The following is a 21,314-nucleotide window of genomic DNA, read 5'->3' as shown; positions in this document are numbered from 1 at the left end:
CTCCAGGATGAAACGAAACAGATCCGGCCCAGGGTTTTCCCTAGGCGTCGGTAGTGAGAGGATTTGCCTCTTGCGTCTTTGACATTGTGAATGGGTTTTTAAATCGATGCCGTGGCGGTATCGTCGCAAGGGTTTGCGGCCTTCGGGTCACAGAACCGCGCGATCGATATCATCACACAATCAATTAATGATTATCTGGCTGAGATAATCCTCCATGCCGTCGCAAGGACGCGCAGCCGTTATGCAGGGCTGTCGTTGATGGTGTGGATTCTCAAGCGTGAGGTAAGAGCATTTGGTGGATGCCTTGGCATGTACAGGCGAAGAAGGACGTGGCACGCTGCGATAAGCGTCGGGGAGATGTGAGCAATCTTTGATCCGACGATTTCCGAATGGGGGAACCCACCTTCACCATTTCTTCCAGTCTTCCTTCGGGGAGGCCGGGCGAGGTGGATAAGGTATCACTAAGTTGAATAAGATAGACTTGGTGAAGCGAACCCGGGGAACTGAAACATCTCAGTACCCGGAGGAAAAGACATCAACCGAGATTCCGTTAGTAGTGGCGAGCGAACGCGGACCAGGCCAGTGCCTTTCATTGAATTAGCAGAACACTTTGGGAAGAGTGGCCATAGCGGGTGACAGCCCCGTATGCGAAAGTGATGTGAAAGGACTCGAGTAGGGCGGGACACGTGAAATCCTGTCTGAACATGGGGGGACCACCCTCCAAGCCTAAATACTCGTACATGACCGATAGCGAACAAGTACCGTGAGGGAAAGGTGAAAAGCACCCCGATTAGGGGAGTGAAACAGTACCTGAAACCGAATGCTTACAAGCAGTTGGAGCCTCCTTGAGGGGTGACAGCGTACCTCTTGCATAATGGGTCAGTGACTTAATCTAACATGCAAGCTTAAGCCGTTAGGTGTAGGCGCAGCGAAAGCGAGTCTGAATAGGGCGACTGAGTATGTTGGATTAGACCCGAAACCCGGCGATCTAGGCATGACCAGGTTGAAGGTGCGGTAACACGCACTGGAGGACCGAACCGTTTAATGTTGAAAAATTATCGGATGAGTTGTGTTTAGGGGTGAAAGGCCAATCAAGCCGGGAAATAGCTGGTTCTCCGCGAAATCTATTGAGGTAGAGCGTCAGATGTATGCCGATGGGGGTAGAGCACTGGATGGGCTAGGGCTGCGCGAGCGGTACCAAACCTAACCAAACTCCGAATACCATCGAGACTTGTCTGGCAGACAGACGGCGGGTGCTAAGGTCCGTCGTCAAAAGGGAAACAGCCCTAACCTACAGCTAAGGTCCCCAAGTCATCACTAAGTGGGAAAGCATGTGGGAATCCCAAAACAACCAGGAGGTTGGCTTAGAAGCAGCCATCCTTTAAAGAAAGCGTAACAGCTCACTGGTCTAATTAAGGGTTCCTGCGGCGAAGATGTAACGGGGCTAAAGTGATGCACCGAAGCTTAGGGTTTGGATCTTCGGATCCAAGCGGTAGCGGAGCGTTCCGTAAGCGGATGAAGCCGAAGGGTAACCGACGGTGGACGTATCGGAAGTGCGAATGCTGACATGAGTAGCGATAAAAAGGGTGAGATGCCCTTTCGCCGAAAGACCAAGGGTTCCTGCGCAACGCTAATCGGCGCAGGGTGAGCCGGCCCCTAAGACGAGCCCGAAGGGGGTAGTCGATGGGAACCACGTTAATATTCGTGGGCCTGAAGATGTGTGACGGATTGTGGAAGTTGTGTGTTCTTATTGGATTGAGCATGCAGCCAAGTGGTCCCAGGAAATAGCCTCTTCATATAGACCGTACCCGAAACCGACACAGGTGGTCAGGTAGAGTATACCAAGGCGCTTGAGAGAAGTATCCTGAAGGAACTCGGCAAATTGCCTCCGTACCTTCGGAAGAAGGAGGCCCTCTCACTGGGCAACCAGTGTGGAGGGGGCACAGGCCAGGGGGTAGCGACTGTTTATCAAAAACACAGGACTCTGCTAAGTCGGCTTCAAGACGACGTATAGGGTCTGACGCCTGCCCGGTGCTGGAAGGTTAAGAGGAGGAGTGCAAGCTCCGAATTGAAGCCCCAGTAAACGGCGGCCGTAACTATAACGGTCCTAAGGTAGCGAAATTCCTTGTCGGGTAAGTTCCGACCTGCACGAATGGCGTAACGACTTCCCCACTGTCTCCAGGATATGCTCAGCGAAATTGAATTCTCCGTGAAGATGCGGAGTACCCGCGGTTAGACGGAAAGACCCCGTGCACCTTTACTGCAGCTTCAGAGTGGCATTAGGAAAGAGTTGTGTAGCATAGGTGGGAGGCTTTGAAACTTGGGCGCCAGTCCAAGTGGAGCCATAGGTGAAATACCACCCTGCTGTTTTCTGATGTCTAACTTCGCACCGTTATCCGGTGTAAGGACCCTCTGTGGCGGGTAGTTTGACTGGGGCGGTCGCCTCCTAAAGAGTAACGGAGGCGCGCGATGGTAGGCTCAGGACGGTTGGAAACCGTCTGCGAGAGTGCAATGGCATAAGCCTGCCTGACTGCGAGACTGACGAGTCGAGCAGAGACGAAAGTCGGTCATAGTGATCCGGTGGTCCCTCGTGGAAGGGCCATCGCTCAACGGATAAAAGGTACGCCGGGGATAACAGGCTGATGATTCCCAAGAGCTCATATCGACGGAATCGTTTGGCACCTCGATGTCGGCTCATCACATCCTGGGGCTGGAGCAGGTCCCAAGGGTTTGGCTGTTCGCCAATTAAAGTGGTACGTGAGCTGGGTTCAGAACGTCGCGAGACAGTTTGGTCCCTATCTGCCGTGGGCGTCGATTGTTGAAAGGAGTTGCCCCTAGTACGAGAGGACCGGGGTGAACATACCTCTGGTGTACCAGTCATTCTGCCAAGAGTGCCGCTGGGTAGCTATGTATGGACGGGATAACCGCTGAAAGCATCTAAGCGGGAAGCCTCCCTTGAGATAAGCAATCTTCGAACCGTCGTAGACCACGACGTTGATAGGCTGGGTGTGGAAGCGCAGTAATGCGTGAAGCTAACCAGTCCTAATAGTTCTTTTCGCGCTTGATGAATCCCACCATCATCGACAGCCCTGTCGCAAGACAGGTTGTCCTCGATGTGGAGGATATCGAAAGCCGGATAACGCCCGTCACATCCTTTGGATGTGGCATGCATCGATTTAAAAACCCTCATTCGTTCCGCCTGCTTCATTGCTTGGTGGCCATAGCGTCTGTGACCCACCCGATCCCATCTCGAACTCGGCCGTGAAACCGGACAGCGCCGATGGTACTAATGCTCAAGCATTGGAAGAGTAGGTCGCCGCCAGGCATTGCAGCAGGCGGGACGAATGAGGGGACCCATTCACGCTGTTAAGGGCTGTCCCCAGGGACCGCCCTTTTTTGCGTCTCCGCGATCGCTCTCGATCATGGAGACGGCCAGGCTCCGGTCTCATGAACCCGGATGCCCGGGGCTGCACGGTCTATCCGTCCGGTCCCAGCCCTCGGACCCGCGCGGTCCGCAAGGCTGAACATGGTATCGCGGGGTGGAGCAGTCCGGTAGCTCGTCAGGCTCATAACCTGAAGGTCGTTGGTTCAAATCCAACCCCCGCAACCACTGCTATAGAACTCACCGGCCGGCTCCCTGAAGCGGCCGGTTTGTCGTATGCGAGATCGATGATTCGGGCCGGGTTCCCTGCAATGTCCGCATAGGTTTGGCTCCCTTCGAAATGGATCGTGATCGTCTCGATCAGGGATTGCAGAGTCGTGGCTGCCTCCTCCCTCACCGCAGGATCCGCAAGGGCCTCGCGAGCGAGCCGGACTTTTTCGCCATATTTTTCGAGCAATACCGGGTGCGGTAGAACCTGGGCCTGATGAGCCGAGTTGGCTGCGTCCATGCGGCGTTCAATCTCGCGCTTCTCGGCCTCTCGAGCGGTGAGCATCGAGACGATGGTATCACTGACGATACCCTTCGCAAAATTCCCGGCGAGGTTGGCGATCTCCGTCTCGAGTTCCTTCAGTCTGGCACTGAGCCTGTCTATCTCACTGTCACTGCTGGATCTCAGGCGTTCGACTTCTCGGGTGAACTCGGCGGCGAAGAGCTCTGCCAGTTCTGCGGTCATCAGCCGGTCCTGGATGACATGAAGCGCCGCCTGTTCAACAAGCGCCTTCCTTATTGATCCTTCTCCCTCACAGGTCCCTTCGCGTTGCCCAGCGCATCGATAGTAGTCCTTGCCGTTGATGACATAGTTGCGACCACATACGCCGCATTTGATGAGGCCGGACAGCAGATGGCGCTTGCGCATTTGGCCCGCCGAGTTGCCATTTCGCCCAGGACACGAGCGGCGCTGGACTTGCTCTGCGACCTCATTCGCGAGAGATTCATCGATGATTCTCAGATCTGGGACCTCGGTTTCGATCCATTGGCTCTTGTCGCGCAGCCTATAGCGGCGCTCACGCTTCTCAGAATCTGGATCGCGTCTCCACTCACGCCGTCCCCAGATCAGGCGTCCTCGATAAAGTGGATTGTGGAGAATACCCACGCACTTCTTCGGATCACCGCGAATGGTGGATTGGTTCCATTTGCCCCCGCTAGGGCCGGGGATGGCATCGCGGTTGAGCTCCGTTGCGATTGTGTAAGCTGACTTACCCGAAGCGAACGCTTCGAATATCCTTACCACTACGGGCGAGGTGGCGGGATCGGCCTCCAACAGGCCGCGTATCCGCTCGCCGTTGCCGTCGATCCTCTCTGACCGGCGGTACCCGTAGACGCGTCCCCCAGCTAGGCGGCCAGCCAGGACCGCCGCCTCCATGCCCCTCAGTGTCTTCTTGCGCAGGTTCTCCAGAAAAATTGCGCCCATCATGCTGGCCACCGCCAACTTGACCTCGCAGATTTCGCCTTCAGTAGTCGTGAAGAGTTGCACGCGGTCGTAGCGCAGCTTCTTGCCGAGCCATGCCACGTCCTCTCCGTCCCTAGCGATACGGTCGAGCGCTTCGCACACGACGATGTCCACTTCGCCTAAACGGACCTTGCGGAGTAGCGCCTGCAATCCAGGACGGTCGCGGCGGTAGCCAGACATCTCGGGATCCGTGTGAACGCTTACGACAGTGCCGTTCAGTCTCTCGACCAGCGGATGGCAGGCTCGAACCTGATCGTCCGATGACTGCGGGTTCTGGAGCGAGGTCGAGTGCCGCGCATAAATAGCTACCCGCACGGTCATACTTGCAGCCATCCTCTCAGGCACCGGAAGCTTGTAGCCGGAGCCTCCTTGACTTTCCGAGGGCACCCCTGCTGCATTGACGGCATGCGCATTTGAGCTGCGAAGCGCCTTATCCCGTGTTTTTCCACCGAACGTTCTATCATTTTCGAAACCTCTTTGTCTCCGGGGTCAGATCCCGTGACTGCATGTGCAGCGAACTTTCCGCGTGGTCCGATTGACCGCCGTACATCGCTGGAAGCCCAGAGAAGGGTGGCGGCCTGGCACAAATGCGTTCAACGATGAGCAAGAAGCTTAGTCCGGCGAGCATTCTAACCGGACCTTCTCATCCTCCAAAATCCGGAGGAATTCTCTTGCGGATTGTTTCGCTAGGATTCTTACGAGATCGCGTACGGCTTCGTCCTGAGCCGTCGACGACGGAACCTCTTGGACATCGGGCCGGAACCGGTCGGAGTTGGCGTGGCGCGAGCGCATACTGAGTTTTGGGACAAAATCTCCCAAATCCTAGCGGTTTTTTGCGGGGCCCTAAGATTCTGGGTGATTCTGGCATGTGGCGCTTCAATACCGACGAGCTGCCGGTATTTCTCGAACGTCCGAGATCAAAACATTGCAGCTAGACGAGGGCCTGCCGACGGGCCTCGGGCGAGGGCACCTCGTCGCGTCATTCACTCGCCGCAGAACACAGCTTCCTAGGGCTGGTCGTGCACCCATAAGTTCAGCGAGAAATAGCGCCACAAGCCTCTAGGGCGAGAAGTTGCCGGCCAGTAGGACGTGCAATAACAGCGCTCTCGAGGCATCGGCAGTGCGAGTTGCCTTCAAGCCTCGCGCGGACTTCGGAACATCATTCCAGCGAGAAGGACGAGGACCGTACCCACCACCGCGATCCCGGCGTGCATCAGCCAGAACTGTGAAATGGGCATCTTGTCGAGATACCCCCCCAGCCAGCCGACAATGTTGTTCGCGACGAAGAGGTGCAGGTAGTACACGCCCACGGCTGTCGCTCCGAAAGATGCTGGAGACATGCGAGTGAAGAGGCTCAGTCCGACAGGCACCATGTTCGCGAAGGCTAGGTTATTGAGACAGTGGAAGGCCACTGCCCAGCCAAGTGAGAGCTCACCGGGCTCGCTGAATCCTGCCAGGGCCGCTAGCATGGCGAAGGCAGCGGCGGTGATCACGCCGGCTCCGGCGATCTTGTACGTGTCATCAGGCTCGGTGAAACGTGCGCCCCACCATTTCCAGAACGCGACGGATCCCGCCAGCAGAGCGACCGACGCTGCCGCATCGATGCTTATCAACCAGGTGGTCGGTACCGTTCGCCCGGCGATCTGGAAGTCGTACGCGTCTTGGGCCCATAGAAGATAGGCATTGAAGATCTGCTGGTTGGGGACGACGAGTATGGCGAGGATGGGGAGCAGGACCAGGGCCCGCAACACCCTCCTTCGATCGTCCGGCGACATGCGTACACGAGCGGGCCCATGTGACTGGGTTTCGGTCGCAGGAAGGTGCTTTCGTCCAGATAGGTAGATCGCCAGTCCCAGTAGCATGCCGACGCCGGCGGCTCCGAAGCCCCAGTGCCATCCGTAGAGCTCGCCCAAAGTTCCGCAGATCAGTGGAGCACCGATCGCCCCGAGGCTTATTCCGAGATAGAATATCTGGAACGCCCGGCTTCGCGCTGGATCTCCCTCTGCGTAGAGCGAACCGACCTGGCTTGCGATATTGCCTTTGAACAGTCCCGTTCCAACGGCGATCGCGGTCAAGGCTATCAAGAAAGAGAATTCGAACGCCATCAGGAAATGGCCCAGCACCATGACGAGCGCGCCGATGACGATGGTTCGAGTTCGCCCCAACAATCTATCCGCGATCGCTCCCCCGAAGATCGGCGTCAAGTAGACGGTGCTGGAGTAGAGCCCAAAGATCAGAGAGGCGAGCGCAACCAGCGAAAGCGGACCGGTGACCGTTTCAATCGCCGCCCTAAACGCTTCAAACCCCACGATCTTCTCTTGGCGGTTTTCTAGCAGGAGGTGGTTCGCCATGTAGAGGACGAGCAACGTCTGCATGCCGTAAAATGAAAAGCGCTCCCAAGCTTCTGAGAAGGCGAGAAACCAAAGGGCTCGCGGATGACCTGAGTCCGGCTTCCCCGCCTCCAAAGTGGTGTCGTTCCCCATCGCCATATGCTGAGCCCTCCCTTGCTCTATTGTATCCAGTATTCATTTTATGTCATGGGAAGGCAAATGCTTTCGAGATGGAGCGACGGATGACTAGAAAGACGATTGCAGCAGGATGGACGCAGGAGCGGCTAGCCAAACTTCGCACACGGATGCAGCAGCAGTATCTTGATGCGCTGGTGATTCCCCGGTGGGATGCGCATCAATCGGAATACGTCATCGAACGCGATGAACTTCTGGCGTGGGCCAGCGGTTTCTCCGGAACATGGGGTCTTGCAATAGTCACCCTGAGCAAGGCCGCTCTCTTCGTGGATGGAAGGTACACTGTGCAGGCAAGCGGCGAGGTCGATACCTCGTCCTTCGAAATCCGGCACCTCTACGATGAACCGCCGCAAAGGTGGCTTGCGGAGAATGTCGGCAAGAGTGACGTTATCGGCTTCGATCCCCTCGTCGTACCCCCCCAGTTGTATAGTTCGATGAAGGCTGCGCTGGAGTCGAAGAACGCGAGGCTCTCGGCGATCACCGACAATCCGGTTGCGGGGGCGTGGAAGGACCGCCCAGCCGCGCCGACGGCGAAGGCATTCGCTCTTGCTCTGGATAAGACGGGCGAGCGATCATCCTCGAAGAGGCATCGCTTGGCGGCGGCGCTGGCGGAGCGTGACGCCGACCTTCTGGTCGAGACCCAGAGTGACAACGTGGCTTGGCTCCTTAACCTGCGCGGGCGCGACATCCCCGACAATCCTTTCTTGCAAACCTTTGCGCTGATCGATCGCGACGGCGGCGTTGAGCTCTTTGCTGATCACGACAAGCTGGACCCGAAAACCGATTTCGAGCTGGAGAACGTCGAGATCATGCCGAAGGACCAGTTCATGACGCGGCTCAAGGAGCGCTCAGCTGCTCAGTCTACGGTTATCGTAGATCCTAAGTTCGGGCCATCAGCGGCCTTGTTGGCCGCTTCCGCTAGCGGAGCTACCGCCAAGGTTGAGCCAAACCCTCTGACCTTGCTCAAAGCGCGCAAGAATTTGAAGGAGCTGAACGGCATTGGACGCGCATGTAAGACTGATGCCTTTGTGCTGGCCCATTTGTTCACATGGCTCGAGGATGAGGTTCCGAAAGCCCGCGCCGAAGGCAGACCCCTGCTGGAGGGGCAGGTAGAGCTCAAGCTTCAGGAACTTCGCGAGCAGCAGGAAGACTATGTCGAACCCAGCTTCCGCCCCATATCCGCGAGCGGCCCGAATGGAGCGATGTGCCATTACAACGCTCCGGAAGGCGGCGGTGCGCCGCTCGGTGGTGACGCACTATACCTGTTGGACACTGGCGGGCAGTATTTGACCGGTACCACCGACACCACCAGGACCACCGTATTCGGCGAAGCAAGCGAGGCGCAAAAGCTCGCCTACACCCTGGTTTTGAAGGGACACATCGCTCTGGCCACGCAGCGCTTCCCGCAAGGCACGAAGGGCTATCAATTGGATGCATTCGCTAGACAGCATCTCTGGAACGAGGGCCTCGACTACGATCATGGTACGGGTCACGGAGTGGGACACTTCCTGTCCGTTCATGAACATCCGCAACGGATCGGCAAGGAACCTGTCGAGGTCGCTCTCGAAGAAGGAATGACGGTGACCATCGAGCCCGGTCACTACAAGGCGGGCGAGTATGGCATCCGCATAGAGAACCTATTCCATGTGATCGTAGATGAAGAGGGCTGGCTTTCCTTTGCTCCCATGATGTATTTTCCGATTTGTCGGAAGCTGCTCAGATCGGAACTGCTTACCGCTGGCGAAATTGCTTGGCTGGACGACTACCATTTCCAGTCACGCAAGAGGCTCATCGGACCCGACCTCGCGCCTCCGGTGTGCGAATGGCTGGAGAAAAGCACCCAGCCTTTGGCGTACTAGTGAAAGCTGAGGCGTCGGTTGCCACGAGCAAAATTCTGCGCCCTTCTTCCTAGGTCGAACCCGTCGTGCGGCGCCCCTTCTTACCTCCAGGCGCTGATTGCCTTTGGCGAAGGACGAGCGAGAGCGATCTTTCCTTGGTCTGCGCGCCAACGGAGGCATTAAGAACGCGCGATCGCGCTCGTCCATGCTGGACCTGCGGAAAGCTGTTCTTCGCCGGGACGTGGATTCTGCCTTGAGGATTAGAATTTGGCGAAGCTTTCGCTCGGGCGGAAACCGTGAACCAACGGATCGTCCCTTTCGAGAACGAGAGTCTGCCGTCCTGTGTAATAGGCCAGCCCTTCGATCTCGGTCAGGACTTCGTCCCCCGCTTGGCCTATAATCCGGCCTCCAAACTCAAGCCCCGATGCGCCGGCAAAGCTGTAAAGCACCTGGGCTGCTGCCTGGCCCCTTTTCATGGCGAGCGCTAATCGGGCCGTGACCCCGCTGCCAGTCGGGCTCCGGTCTATCTGCCCTTCTCCGAACCAGCATAGGTGCCGATTTGCTGCGTCGCTCCGCAGGGGGCCGTCTTCGGTAAGTATGGCGCCGTAGAGATGTGCAAGCTGAGGTTCGTCAAATCGCGAGAGATCGATCGCTGCCCGGGCAGAAGCGACAAATTCGGTGAGTAGGCTGCGCATCGTCTCCAACGATTCATGTCCGAAGCGCACCCCTAGTTCTCTTGCTGGGAGCACTGCGTAATAGGCTCCGCCATACGCAACGTCGAATTCGGCGCGGGAGTTTCGTGAGGTGCTTGCCACCATCTTTTCCAGAACCACCCTTCCCGGTACGTTCCGGAAGACAGAAGGTCCCTCTCCCCCCGCACCCTCCCGTCTGACCACGACATCGCCGCAAGGGCATTCCAGTCGGAAGCTATTCCCACTTAGCGGACGGCCTCGATCGAAGAGGTATCTACCCAGAGCGATCGTGACATGGCCGCACATCGAAGAGTAGCCAGAGTTGTGAATGAAGATCGCGCCCGCATCGCTGTTCGGGGAGGTGGGTCTGACGAGAATCACTCCGTACATGTCGGCGTGGCCGCGCGGCTCCATCATGGCTGATCGTCGGATATAATCGAAACGCTCTTGGAAACGAGACCTGGTGGCGAGCAGGTTGCGTCCACCCAGGTCGAGATGCCTTGCGTCGATGATGCGCACGGGTTCGCCCGCTGTGTGCATGTCTACAATCTCGAGGAGCTTCTTTTCATCTTCCAGCATATTCGATACATCCATCAACTGTATCCAGTATGCAATCAGGAGTTTGGTTTTGCGAATTTTCGATGCCGAGAGCACGGCCCGCCTTCTTCCATGCGCCGCGCTGGTTGAAGGATTGCGCAACGGTTTGGCGGATCTGGTGAACGTGCCCGAGCGCCAGCATCACCGCATGGAGGTGGAGGGAAGGGATGATCGTACTCTCATCACTATGCCCGCTTGGAATAATGAGGGCGTGCTGGGAGTGAAGCTGGTCAATGTTGTTCCGGACAACAAGGGCTCCGGGCTGCCAGGCATCGCAGCCATATACGTGCTGTTCGACCCCTCGACCGGAAGACCGGCGATCCTGCTCGACGGGCCGGAGCTGACCGCACGCAGAACGGCGGCGGTATCCGCCCTTGCGGCCGACTACTTGGCACCTCAGGTCGTGGAAACGCATCTGGTAGTCGGCGCTGGAGCTGTGGCCAGCAATCTGCCCGAGGCTTACGCCGCGGTAAGGGAGGTCGGTCGTACCCTGGTGTGGGCGCGTAATCCGGATCAGGCAGGCTCACTGGTGGAGAGATTGCGCGAGGTTGGCAGGACTGCTGAGGCGGTCGAGGATCTTGAGGCGGCGGTGAGGGTGGCGGACGTGGTCAGTTGCGCAACCATGGCCGCTGAGCCTGTCCTAAGAGGCAGATGGCTCAAGCCTGAGGCGCATGTCGACCTGATCGGTTCCTATCTCCCGCATATGCGCGAGGCGGACGACGAGGTTTTGAAAGGTGCGAGGATATGGGTCGACAGTCTTCCTGGTGCCCTGATGGACGCAGGCGAGTTGGCGATACCCCTGAAGGAAGGGACCATCGAGGCGGAAGACATCTTGGGTAACCTCCGCAAGCTAAGTGAAACCGGATATCTGCCCCGCCGCGGGGGCAGAACGGTGTTCAAATCCGTCGGAAACGCGAGGTGGGATTTCCTCTGCGCGAGTACAGTGCTCGACGAGTTGGGAATTCTTGGGGGAGCTGAAAGTTGAGCCCGCCATCGGCACGATCTTTCTGCGACGAGCGGGCGCGGCGGCCAGTAAGCATCGCTGAGCTTTTCACGATCGGCCTTGGCCCGTCCAGTTCGCATACGGTGGGCCCCATGCGCGCAGCGGCGGATTTCGTCGAAGGTTTGAGCGGTCGCGGGGCCGTCAGTATCATCCGCGTCAAGCTGCACGGCTCGCTCGCGCTCACTGGCAAGGGCCACCACACCGATCGGGCCGTAATCCTCGGCCTTACAGGGCGGCGCCCCCATTCTGTCCAGAGAGCGGAGGCCGATGAGGTGTTGGTCCAACTTGAGCGCACTGGCGTCCTGGAAACACCGGCTGGCCATGTATCCTTTCGCTCGGAATCCCACATTGCCTGGTGCAAGCGTTTTGTGAAGGAGCACCCAAACACACTCGATCTGCTTGCAGAGTTTGAGGATGGAACCTCGGTCATCCGAAGATATTATTCCATCGGGGGAGGAGCCATTCTGGAGGCCGATGCTAACCCATCGAGCACCAATGTGGAGCTGGAACACCCGTTCTCAAGTGCCGCTGAACTCCTCGCGATCTGCGACCGGACCAACCTGACCATAGCCGGTGTAGTAGAGATGAATGAGCGCGCCTGGCGTGAGCCCTTGGAGACCAACAGTCTGCTTGCCCAACTCCGCTCGGAGATGTTCGATTGCATCGACCGGGGTATCGAAGCCGAGGGGGTTCTGCCCGGCGGCCTTGGTGTCAAAAGGCGAGCGAGAGGCATTCAGCGGGACTTGATCAGCAGGGAGAAGCGTGACGACCCCTCAACGCTTTTCGAGTGGGTCAGTTTGTGGGCCCTCGCCGTTAACGAAGAGAACGCGGCCGGCGGCAGGGTCGTCACGGCCCCCACCAATGGGGCTGCAGGCGTCATTCCCGCCGTACTGAAATACTTTGAAACCTACGTTTCGACGGATGGAGGGCGGTCGCACGACTTCCTTCTGACCGCTGCGGCGATTGGCTTCCTCTACAAGAAGCGCGCATCGATCTCGGCAGCCGAGATGGGTTGCCAAGGCGAGGTGGGGGTGGCGTGTTCAATGGCCGCAGCCGGCTTGACCGCCGCTATGGGAGGCTCCCCGCGACAGGTGGAGAATGCAGCCGAGATCGGCATGGAACACAATCTTGGCCTTACCTGTGATCCGATAGGCGGACTGGTGCAAATTCCCTGCATAGAGCGCAATACTATGGGAGCGATAAAGGCGATCAATGCGGCCTTGCTTGCTTTACGAGGCGACGGAACGCATTTGGTTTCGCTTGATCAAGTGATCGAAACGATGCGGCAAACCGGTAACGACATGCGCTCCAAATATAAGGAAACGAGCACCGGAGGTCTAGCGGTGAACGTAGTGGAATGTTGATCAAAGTGGGCTCTGTTCGCATTGCACTGCAATGATAAGCTGGTCGGAAAGCGACAGTACGCAGACCGCGTACGCGATCTCAAAATCGCCCCAGCGATCACCCTTCGCGTAATCGGGCACGCAGATATTGCAAACAACTTCAAAGCCTTCGCCTTCGATTTCGGGTTTGTACCCGCCCATCATAAGGTCGGCGGTGCTTTGTTTCGCAACGTGTCGCACGAGACGAATATCGTATCTCCGATCGATGGCTGACCCGACTGCAACGCTAGTGATCAAGGCTCCGCGAGATGGTTGATCGCTGCACCGATCTCTTGAAGGCGCTCGATGGCCTACGAATACCGTCGTCCGGCAACATCTTGCGATTGGCGAGAAGTGTGATGCGGACCCCGTAGAGTAGCGGTAGCGATCGTCGGGACGGAGCGCTGAAATCTCTCGACCAATTCGGCAGTTGCGAGTTCTGCCTGAATCTGTATCCAGTATCCCGTTCGACGTAGGTTAAACTGGAGGGGGTAAAATGCGCAGAGGTCTTTCGTGTCGGAATCTGTGGCTCGGTCTGATCGCTATTGTGGCAGTAGGGCCGAGCGTTCCAGCAGTGGCCCAGAGCACATTAGGGCAGGAGCCCAAGCTCGAAGCTAGGACCAGCGGTGAGGGTCCATACGGTCGGCTTATTCTGCGCAACGTCGTCATGGTCGACGGGACCGGTGCTCCAGCGCAGGGGCCTTATGACATCGTCATTTCAGGTGATCGTATCGAGCGGATTGTCTCGATTGGCTCCCCTGGCGCGATCGACCAAGAAGCCAGGGCCGAGGCGGGTGATCGAGAGATCGATTTGACCGGTCATTATGTCCTTCCTGGCTTTGTCGACAGTCACACCCATCTGCACACTTCTCAGGACGGGCAGGCGGTTCCGGCTGAATATGTTCTCAAACTGTGGTTAGCCCATGGTGTGACCACTGTGCGCGAAGTCGGCAGCGGGCAACCGATCGAATGGCTGGTCGATGTTCGTGCCCGCAGCAATCGTAACGAAATTGCCGCCCCCCGGATCAAGATCTACCCATTCTTTCACGACATCTTGGACCGGCCTGTCAACGACCCAGAAACAGCGCGCTTCGCTGTCCGGGAAGCAAAGCGCCGCGGTGTGGACGGGATCAAGTTTATCGGCGGTGCGGAAGATGTGCTCTATGCGGCGCTGGACGAGGCAGAGCGCGTCGGTCTCTCTACTACTATGCATCATGCTCAGCAGGTGGTCGCATATGCGGATGTATTAGAGACTTCGGCCCACGGCCTGGACTCGATGGAGCACTGGTACGGTCTACCGGAGGCGATGCTGGTGGGGCGTCAACTCCAGGAGTTCCCCAACGATTTCGTCAATAACGATGAACAGATGCGCTTCGGAGAAGCCGGCAGGCTTTGGAAGCAGGCGGCCAAGCCGGGAAGTGAAGCTTGGAACAACGTAATGGACCAATTGCTCGAGCACGACTTCGTGCTCAGCCCAACCTTCACTGCATACCTGACCAGTCGGGACTTCATGCGGATGAGTAGGGCCGCGTGGCACGATGAGTACACACTGCCGGCTCTTTGGCACTGGTATAAGCCCAGTCGTCAGGCGCATGGTTCCTATTGGTTCGACTGGACCACCGAGCACGAAATGGACTGGCGTGAGAATTATCGGCTCTGGATGGCTTTCGTGAACGAATATAAGAACCGGGGCGGCAAGGTGACCGTTGGCTCCGATAGCGGCTACATCTACAATCTCTACGGCTTCGGCTATGTGCAGGAGATGGAACTGCTGCGCGAGGCTGGCTTCACTCCCTTGGAGGTCATCCATGCCGCTACGTCCGTGGGTGCCGAGGTTCTCGGGGTCGACGACGAGGTTGGATCCATACGCGTTGGCAAAAAGGCGGATCTGGTGGTCGTGGAAGGAAATCCACTAGCCAATCTTCGCCGCCTGTTCGGCACAGGAACGCTGGTCCTGGGCGAAGACGGCAAAGTTCGCCGCGAGGGGGGCGTCAAATACACAATCAAGGACGGCATCGTATATGACGCTTTCCGCCTGCGCGATGAGGTGCGTGAGATGGTGCGCGATGCCAAGGCGGCCCAGGGTATTCCTTCAGGACCGATGCCGATCGCGGACGAGGATCTGACCACCTGCTCCGTGGCTTTGAACTGTGGGTTGGCGGCGCAGTGATCAAGGTGATTTGGCGCCTGCACCATTGACTAGACGAACTGCCGGAACCCGGGGGCAAGTCAAGGCAGGGCGCCGAAATCATCGCGTTGATGGCCTGACACCAGCTTCCGCAGTTCCTCTGGCCCAAGCACCTCGACCGTGTCGCCCCATGCGTAAAGATGCCAGGCCATCTCAAGGTAACCAGAGGCGCGGAACCGGACGATGAGGCCACCCTCGTCATCGGTTTGCAGCTCCTGGTCTGGGTGGAACTGATAGCGTCTCGCGTGATCGGCGGCTTCGGGCGAAAAGCGCCATGCTACGTCTCCGTATTCGCTCTCGCGTTCGAAGGATCCGAACCCTCTTTTGGCATGGCTTTGGAGATCGAACGAGGGATCTGGCTCGAAGAACGAAGGGGCCAACCCCGCATCCTCAATGGCCTCGACGCGATAGTGGCGCAGAAAACCTGGTTTGTCCTTATCGATGGCGACGAGATAGCGCCGGATGCCGAGCAAGAGTCCATACGGTTCGATTGTGCGCCAACGGGCCTTTTCGCCGCGGCTGGCGTAGCGAATGCGCAGTGTCTGCCGCGCCTTGAGTGAGTGGGCAATCAATTCGTCTACGGCGCGGTTCCCGGACGGCCTTGGCCCGGGCCGGGCGGCGAGGCCGTGGGATTCGAGGAGCGCTTCTTCGTCGACATCGAGTCTGGTGCGCAGGCTGTCCGGAATGGCTGCGCGCACCTTGCTTTCTAGCTGTGCAAGGTTTCTCGCCTCACTCGAGGCTCCGTCGTGCTCCAGAATCTCGACCGCCCGAGTTAAAGCGGCCAGCTCGTCCGAACTAAAGTTCAGCAAAGAGGTTATGCTGATCGACGGCAGACGCCAGCGCGCGCGGCGTTCGTCATCCACGACGCGTTCGAGCTGCGGGAACAGATCTTGCAAACCAGCGATCATCCGCTGCGCTCTCCTTCTCCCGCAGCTGAAGGTTTCTTCGATCTCGTCGAGCGATGCACCCGTGCGCCGCGCCAGATACATGGCGAGAGCGAGCAGATCTCGCGCTTTTGCATATGACATTATGGCTTGGCTCCTTTGCACTGGGTTGGCGATGTCGTCGTATACGACAGTTTTTGTCGCATACGGGAGGTACAAGCGAATCGTCGGCGGCGTGCCGGCAATCAGCAGAAGGAAATCGGTGAGATGGCTGGAAAGAAAGGTGGCGGATTTCGCAGTGCCACGAGCGGACGTTATGTGACGAGCAAGTATGGCAAGGCCAACCCCGCGCGAGTGGTAAAGGAAGCTGCGGGCAAGAGTGGCAGTTCGGGCCCTCACTATCGCAGTGCGGTCAGTGGCCGGTATGTAACTACCAAGCACGGTAAGGCTTCTCCCCACACAACCGTGAAGGAGCGGCGATCACCGGGACTCGTCGGCGAAGCTGGCGGGTCCCGGTCAGCGCGCAGAAAAAGAAAGTTTGAGGAACCAGTCGATGCAGAAAACTGAGAACGGCGTGCTGTATTCGGCAGGCGACCTGGTGAACTTCATGGGGTGCACGCATGCGACGGCGCTGGACTTGCGACAGATCGTGGCGCCCGTCACATTACCTTCCGATGGCGACCAGGCGCGCTTGCTTCAGGAACTTGGACTCGATCATGAGCGCCGTTTTCTTGAGCGCCTGCGAGCTGAAGGTCGAACGATCGTCGAGGTCGACGGCGACGGCGACATTACTCAAAAGGCCGAGCGAACACGTGCGGCATTGCATGAGGGGCCGGATGTCATCTTTCAAGGAGCGTTCCTTGACGACAGCTGGCAGGGGTATTCGGATTTCCTGCTGAAGGTTGAACGCCCCTCCCGGCTGGGATCTTTCTCCTATGAGGTTGCCGATACCAAGCTGTCGCGGTCGGCACGGCCCAAGCATGTACTGCAGATGTGCATCTACTCCGAACTGCTCGCTCGTGAGCAGGGGATCGATCCCCGGGATATGCACGTGGTTCTCGGCAATGATACCGTCGCCACGGTCCGAGTGGACGCCGTCATCCATTATTTCAATTTCGCGAAGGAGCGTTTCCTAGGTTTCGTCGAGCGCCCCCCGGCTGGATCGACGGGCTCGCCCTGCGGTCACTGCACATTCTGCCGGTGGGCGCACGAGTGTGAGGAAGTCTGGGAGACAACCGACGATCTCAGCCTCGTTGCGGGTCTGACGCGCGGTCAGGCCGACGTGCTAAGGGCTGAAGGATTGTGCGATATTCCGGCTCTCGCAGGCCATGAAGCCAGTTCGCGGATCGAAGGCATCGGAGCGCAAGTTCTCCAGCGTCTCAGCCACCAGGCCCGCCTCCAGTTGCACCAGCGTACCACTGGGCAACGGGTGGTCGAGAAGCTGAATGCAGATCCTGGGCGCGGTTTTGAGCGACTTCCTCGCCCAGATGCTGGCGACATGTTCTTCGACATGGAAGGGGACCCGCTCTTTGAGGGCGGCCTGGAATACCTGTTCGGCATCGTCACGCAGGACGACGGCGAAGAGCGTTTTCACTCGTTCTGGGCTCATGATCGTGACGAGGAGCGCCAAGCCTTCCAGAGCGCGATCGACTTTATGACCGATCGTCTAAGCGAGTACCCGCAGGCCCATATCTATCACTATGCCTCCTACGAGGAGACGGCGCTCAAACGTTTGGCCATGTTCCACGGCACGCGCGAGAGCGAAGTTGATGACCTTCTCAGGCAACATAAGCTCGTTGATCTATACCGGGTGGTCCGCGAAGCGATACGTACCTCCGAGCCAGGCTACTCCATCAAGAATATGGAGCGGTTCTATCTGAACGCGGAGCGTGGAGGCGAGGTGACCACCGCCGGGGACAGCATCGTTATGTACGAGCGTTGGCGGCACTCTAGAGCGGATCAGCTGCTTGACGAAATTGAGGAATACAACAGGGTCGATTGCAGCTCTACGTTGCAGTGCCGGGACTGGCTCTTGGACATGCGCGGCGAAGAATGCGCGTGGTTCGAAGGCAAGCCTGATGAGGATGGGCGCGGTAATGAGCAAGACAGGTCCGAAGCGGAAGAGCGTGTTGCTTCAATGTCGGCTGCGCTCCTAAAGGGCGACCACGCGGACTCGGCTTGGCGACAACTGCTTGTTCACCTTCTCGAGTTCCACCGCCGCGAGAGCAAGCCGGCTTGGTGGGCTGTGTTTTCGCGGCAGGACCTTCCGTTCGTTGAACTGTTGGAGGATGCTGAGTGCCTCGCTGGACTTGAGACGCATCCCGAGATTTCGCCGCGGCCTGAGAAACGCTCAATGGTGCATACCTTTCGCTTTCCTCCGCAGGACTTCAAACTGAAGGTAGGCGATCAGCCCAAGCGCGCCGGTTCGCTGGAACCTGCCGGTGAGGTGATGGCCATCGACGAGGATGAGCGAACGATTGAGCTGAAGCTTGGTCCGAGCCGCACTCCGCTCGAGGAGGGCGACAGCCTGATCCCAACCGGGCCGATAGGGGACAAGGTCCTGCGGGCTGCGGTCTATCGTTTCGCCGAGGCCGTGCGCGATGGCAGAGTGGACGACTACAGTTCCCTCGTTTCCATTCTTCGGAGGGACATGCCGAGCTTTTCCGGGAGGAGCGCAGGCGAACCTGTGCTTCGAAAGGGTGAAGACACGGTCTCCGGGACTCTCGCTGCCTTGAAGGACCTGGAGGGTAGCTATCTTCTGCTGCAGGGCCCGCCGGGGGCGGGAAAAACCTACACCGCGTCTCGCGTGATCGCCGCGCTGCTGGCGGAGGGCAAGCGGGTCGCCGTCGCATCGAACGGCCACAAGGCGATCAACCAGCTGCTTCGAGAGATAGAGGAGGTCGTAACCAGCAGCAAAATCGAGTGTCGTGGCATCAAGAAGAGCAGCCGCGAGGATCAGATGCTAGGAACCGGTGGCTGGATCGAAGAGACCTTCGACAACAAGGACGTGACGAGCGCACACAACTTGGTTGCCGGGACCGCTTGGCTTTTCGCGCGGCCCGAGCACGACCGGGCATTCGATTATCTGTTCATAGACGAGGCGGGCCAGGTCGGCCTGGCCAATGTCATCGCGATGGGCGTCGCCGCCTCCAACCTCGTCCTGGTGGGCGATCAGATGCAACTTGCGCAGCCGATCCAAGGAACCCATCCAGGCGATAGCGGAGTTTCTGCACTGCAGCATCTTTTGCAGGAACATGCGACAGTTCCACCGGAGCGCGGTATCTTCCTGGAGGAAACGCGTCGCATGCATCCCGAGCTGTGCGGGTTCGTTTCGGCTGCCGTCTATGATGGCCGCTTGCGTTCGGCGCCGGGAACGGAGCGCCAGGCATTGATCACCGACGTGTCTAGCGATGCCGAAGCGCTAGCGCCGGCCGGACTCCGGTTCGTGGAAGTGGATAGCTTGGGTTGCACACAACGTTCCGAAGCAGAAGCCGCGCGACTGGCTAGGACCTATGGAGCGCTCCTGGGTCAGAAGTGGTGCGATGCGCGCGGGCGAGAGCATACCATCGGGCCAGAGGATATTCTGGTGGTTAGTCCATACAATATGCAGGTCGAGTTACTGAAGCGCACGCTTCCGCAGGGCGCCAGAGTGGGCACTGTTGACAAGTTTCAGGGGCAGGAAGCGCCAGTCGTCCTACTTTCCATGGCTACTTCGAGCGGCGATGATCTGCCGCGGAATATCGAGTTTCTCTATAGCATCAACCGGCTCAACGTCGCGGTCAGTCGCGCTCGCTGCCTTGCGGTGATCTTTGCAAATCCGCGATTGCTGGAGGTGCCGTGCAATACAATCGCACAGATGCAGCTAGTGAACGGCCTCTGCTGGGCGCACCGCTATGCCGCGCGGCAACGCGCGCATATCGAAGGTAATCCATCAGACTTGATCGAAAACTGATCCCATTCGCGGGCTGAACAAACGTTCGTATGTCTTTAGCAGAAACCCATCGGTCATCCCCGCGATGTGGTCGCATAATACCCGAGTGGGCTGATCCGCCTTCTGGTATCGTTTCCGGGTGCTCTCCGGAAGGAGGGCGTCTGGATCAGACGCTAGCGCCTCGAAGACCGCGACGACCATATTCTGACCTTTGAACTCGAGTTGCTGAACCGAAGCGCTGCGGATCACTTTATGCGCAACTGCCTTCTTCAGCGATTTGAGGAATCTGAGTTGTGCATCGGGTAACGTCGCCCGGTAGCGCAGAAGCGGCGTTTCGAAAGTCTCATCCGTCGCGATGCTAACATGGGTGATGAAATGATGCACAAGGCGCCCGATGTAGCGCTTGCGCCGTTCGCTATCGCAAATTCCCTCGATGAACCCATCGTATACGTTGTTGCCGAATTCAGCTGGATACCGTTCCTTGAGGCCATTGAGAAAACAGGCGCTGGCATCTTCGGGGACCAGCCGCCGCATGTCGTCAGCGGTCATGAGACCGAGCGCTAGCGCATCTTCCAGGTCGTGCACGCCGAAGGAGATATCGTCCGCCAGATCCATGATGCTGCAGTCAAAGGACTTATGCATTGTCGAGCCGTGGGAGTCGGCATTAGAATCGTAGGAGGTGAACCGCTCAGCTTCGGGACCAGGAACGGGTGCCAGGAGCCAGTCGACGATGTCATGTTCGGTGTCGAGATAGCATTTTGGGGGCTTGCATGCTTCCCTATCGATCAGGCTGATAACGCTTGTGCTGTCCGCAAGCTTCGGTCGAAGCCTTTCGTTGAAGACGGCTGAGTAGGGAGCCGGGTATTTCAGCACCCCCAGAAGCGTGCGGCGGGTGAGATTCGAGCCGCTGGATGCCGAAAAGCGCTCCAGGCGAGCGAGTATGCGCAATGTTTGCCCGTTTCCTTCGAAGCCGCCGTCCTCGCGCATGCAGTAGTTCAGCGCGACCTCGCCTCCGTGCCCGAAGGGCGGGTGGCCAAGGTCGTGGGTTACGCCGATCGCCTGTATCATCGCGAGATCGGGCACCCATTTGCAGGCTGGATGTTCAGGATCGTTTTTGACGATTTGCCGGGCGAGGCCGCCACCGACTTGCGCCACTTCAATCGAATGTGTCAGCCGATTGCGATAGAAGTCGCTATCTCCAAGATTGAGGATCTGCGTCTTGCCCTGTAGCCGGCGAAAGGATGCGGAGTGCACCACGCGGGCATAGTCAATCCCGGCGGCATCTCGGGCGTCTTCGCGTTGCGGCTCCCAACCTTCGCGCCGCTCCGCCCAGACTTCCTCGTTTTTTTCCTGCCCCAATACTCTTCCTTGCGTTTGTTTAT

11 protein-coding genes, 1 tRNA gene, 2 rRNA genes and 1 pseudogene are annotated in these 21,314 nt (G+C 58.3%); 9 read left to right on the top strand and 6 right to left on the bottom strand.

Annotated features, from left to right (window positions below; genetic code table 11):
- Window positions 1-272 precede the first annotated feature (272 nt).
- From ACQ5J0_RS14430 to ACQ5J0_RS14415, 4 genes are all read left to right on the top strand, one after another.
- Window positions 273-3,066: ribosomal RNA gene (locus ACQ5J0_RS14430) — 23S ribosomal RNA — on the top strand.
- Window positions 3,067-3,210: 144 nt separating this feature from the next.
- A 5S ribosomal RNA gene (gene rrf / locus ACQ5J0_RS14425) occupies window positions 3,211-3,325 on the top strand.
- Window positions 3,326-3,533: 208 nt separating this feature from the next.
- Window positions 3,534-3,610: transfer RNA gene (locus ACQ5J0_RS14420), tRNA-Met, on the top strand.
- Between the two features lie 256 nt (window positions 3,611-3,866).
- Entirely contained in the window at window positions 3,867-4,172 is a 306-nt protein-coding gene (locus tag ACQ5J0_RS14415; RefSeq protein ID WP_462568275.1) for a hypothetical protein, read from the top strand.
- Window positions 4,173-4,187: 15 nt separating this feature from the next.
- Here ACQ5J0_RS14415 and ACQ5J0_RS14410 read toward each other — a convergent pair.
- Both ACQ5J0_RS14410 and ACQ5J0_RS14405 read right to left on the bottom strand, forming a co-directional pair.
- Window positions 4,188-5,213: pseudogene (locus ACQ5J0_RS14410) on the bottom strand (recombinase family protein); the annotation flags it as partial.
- An 812-nt stretch (window positions 5,214-6,025) separates the two neighbouring features.
- Window positions 6,026-7,381 carry a peptide MFS transporter gene (locus ACQ5J0_RS14405; protein ID WP_462568274.1) on the bottom strand — a complete coding sequence of 452 codons (1,356 nt, stop codon included), beginning with the start codon at window positions 7,379-7,381 and terminating at the stop codon, window positions 6,026-6,028.
- 83 nt (window positions 7,382-7,464) lie between these two features.
- Between ACQ5J0_RS14405 and ACQ5J0_RS14400 the strand changes: the two genes are divergently transcribed.
- On the top strand, window positions 7,465-9,276 hold the full coding sequence (locus ACQ5J0_RS14400) for an aminopeptidase P family protein (protein WP_462568273.1): 1,812 nt from the start codon (window positions 7,465-7,467) through the stop codon (window positions 9,274-9,276).
- A gap of 239 nt (window positions 9,277-9,515) precedes the next feature.
- On the opposite strand, the gene ACQ5J0_RS14395 is transcribed toward ACQ5J0_RS14400, so the two are convergent.
- A complete protein-coding gene (locus ACQ5J0_RS14395) occupies window positions 9,516-10,646 on the bottom strand; it encodes a proline racemase family protein (protein WP_462568272.1) in 1,131 nt (376 codons plus the stop codon).
- Here ACQ5J0_RS14395 and lhpI point away from each other — a divergent pair.
- Both lhpI and ACQ5J0_RS14385 read left to right on the top strand, forming a co-directional pair.
- On the top strand, window positions 10,570-11,529 hold the full coding sequence (lhpI, locus tag ACQ5J0_RS14390; protein ID WP_462568271.1) for a bifunctional Delta(1)-pyrroline-2-carboxylate/Delta(1)-piperideine-2-carboxylate reductase: 960 nt from the start codon (window positions 10,570-10,572) through the stop codon (window positions 11,527-11,529). The genes ACQ5J0_RS14395 and lhpI overlap by 77 nt on opposite strands.
- A gap of 53 nt (window positions 11,530-11,582) precedes the next feature.
- Window positions 11,583-12,911 (top strand): L-serine ammonia-lyase, encoded by a 1,329-nt coding sequence (locus ACQ5J0_RS14385; RefSeq protein ID WP_462570131.1) that lies wholly within the window; start codon window positions 11,583-11,585, stop codon window positions 12,909-12,911.
- Here ACQ5J0_RS14385 and ACQ5J0_RS14380 read toward each other — a convergent pair whose 3' ends face one another.
- Window positions 12,912-13,091, bottom strand: a complete 180-nt coding sequence (locus ACQ5J0_RS14380; protein ID WP_462568270.1) for a hypothetical protein — start codon at window positions 13,089-13,091, stop codon at window positions 12,912-12,914.
- A 412-nt stretch (window positions 13,092-13,503) separates the two neighbouring features.
- Here ACQ5J0_RS14380 and ACQ5J0_RS14375 point away from each other — a divergent pair, with 412 nt between their 5' ends.
- Window positions 13,504-15,099 carry an amidohydrolase family protein gene (locus ACQ5J0_RS14375; RefSeq protein ID WP_462568268.1) on the top strand — a complete coding sequence of 532 codons (1,596 nt, stop codon included), beginning with the start codon at window positions 13,504-13,506 and terminating at the stop codon, window positions 15,097-15,099.
- 59 nt (window positions 15,100-15,158) lie between these two features.
- Here ACQ5J0_RS14375 and ACQ5J0_RS14370 read toward each other — a convergent pair whose 3' ends face one another.
- Entirely contained in the window at window positions 15,159-16,145 is a 987-nt protein-coding gene (locus ACQ5J0_RS14370) for a helix-turn-helix transcriptional regulator (protein ID WP_462568267.1), read from the bottom strand.
- 409 nt (window positions 16,146-16,554) lie between these two features.
- Between ACQ5J0_RS14370 and ACQ5J0_RS14365 the strand changes: the two genes are divergently transcribed.
- Window positions 16,555-19,953, top strand: a complete 3,399-nt coding sequence (locus ACQ5J0_RS14365; protein WP_462568266.1) for a TM0106 family RecB-like putative nuclease — start codon at window positions 16,555-16,557, stop codon at window positions 19,951-19,953.
- On the opposite strand, the gene ACQ5J0_RS14360 is transcribed toward ACQ5J0_RS14365, so the two are convergent.
- Window positions 19,933-21,291 (bottom strand): anti-phage deoxyguanosine triphosphatase, encoded by a 1,359-nt coding sequence (locus ACQ5J0_RS14360; RefSeq protein WP_462568265.1) that lies wholly within the window; start codon window positions 21,289-21,291, stop codon window positions 19,933-19,935. The two genes, ACQ5J0_RS14365 and ACQ5J0_RS14360, sit on opposite strands and share 21 nt — an antisense overlap.
- Window positions 21,292-21,314: the final 23 nt, after the last annotated feature.

The sequence above is a fragment of the Qipengyuania sp. SM2512 genome, from assembly GCF_054954005.1.
The sequence above is the reverse complement of the archived record's forward strand: the minus strand, read 5'-3'. Positions and strand labels throughout refer to the sequence as shown.

What these genes read in the sequence shown, in the direction of transcription:
- ACQ5J0_RS14415 (WP_462568275.1), top strand. Translation starts at nt 3,867, where the DNA reads ATGAGCCGAGTTGGCTGCGTCCATGCGGCGTTCAATCTCGCGCTTCTC.
- ACQ5J0_RS14405 (WP_462568274.1), bottom strand. Translation starts at nt 7,381, where the DNA reads ATGGCGATGGGGAACGACACCACTTTGGAGGCGGGGAAGCCGGACTCA.
- ACQ5J0_RS14400 (WP_462568273.1), top strand. Translation starts at nt 7,465, where the DNA reads ATGACTAGAAAGACGATTGCAGCAGGATGGACGCAGGAGCGGCTAGCC.
- ACQ5J0_RS14380 (WP_462568270.1), bottom strand. Translation starts at nt 13,091, where the DNA reads ATGGGCGGGTACAAACCCGAAATCGAAGGCGAAGGCTTTGAAGTTGTT.
- ACQ5J0_RS14370 (WP_462568267.1), bottom strand. Translation starts at nt 16,145, where the DNA reads ATGTCATATGCAAAAGCGCGAGATCTGCTCGCTCTCGCCATGTATCTG.
- ACQ5J0_RS14365 (WP_462568266.1), top strand. Translation starts at nt 16,555, where the DNA reads ATGCAGAAAACTGAGAACGGCGTGCTGTATTCGGCAGGCGACCTGGTG.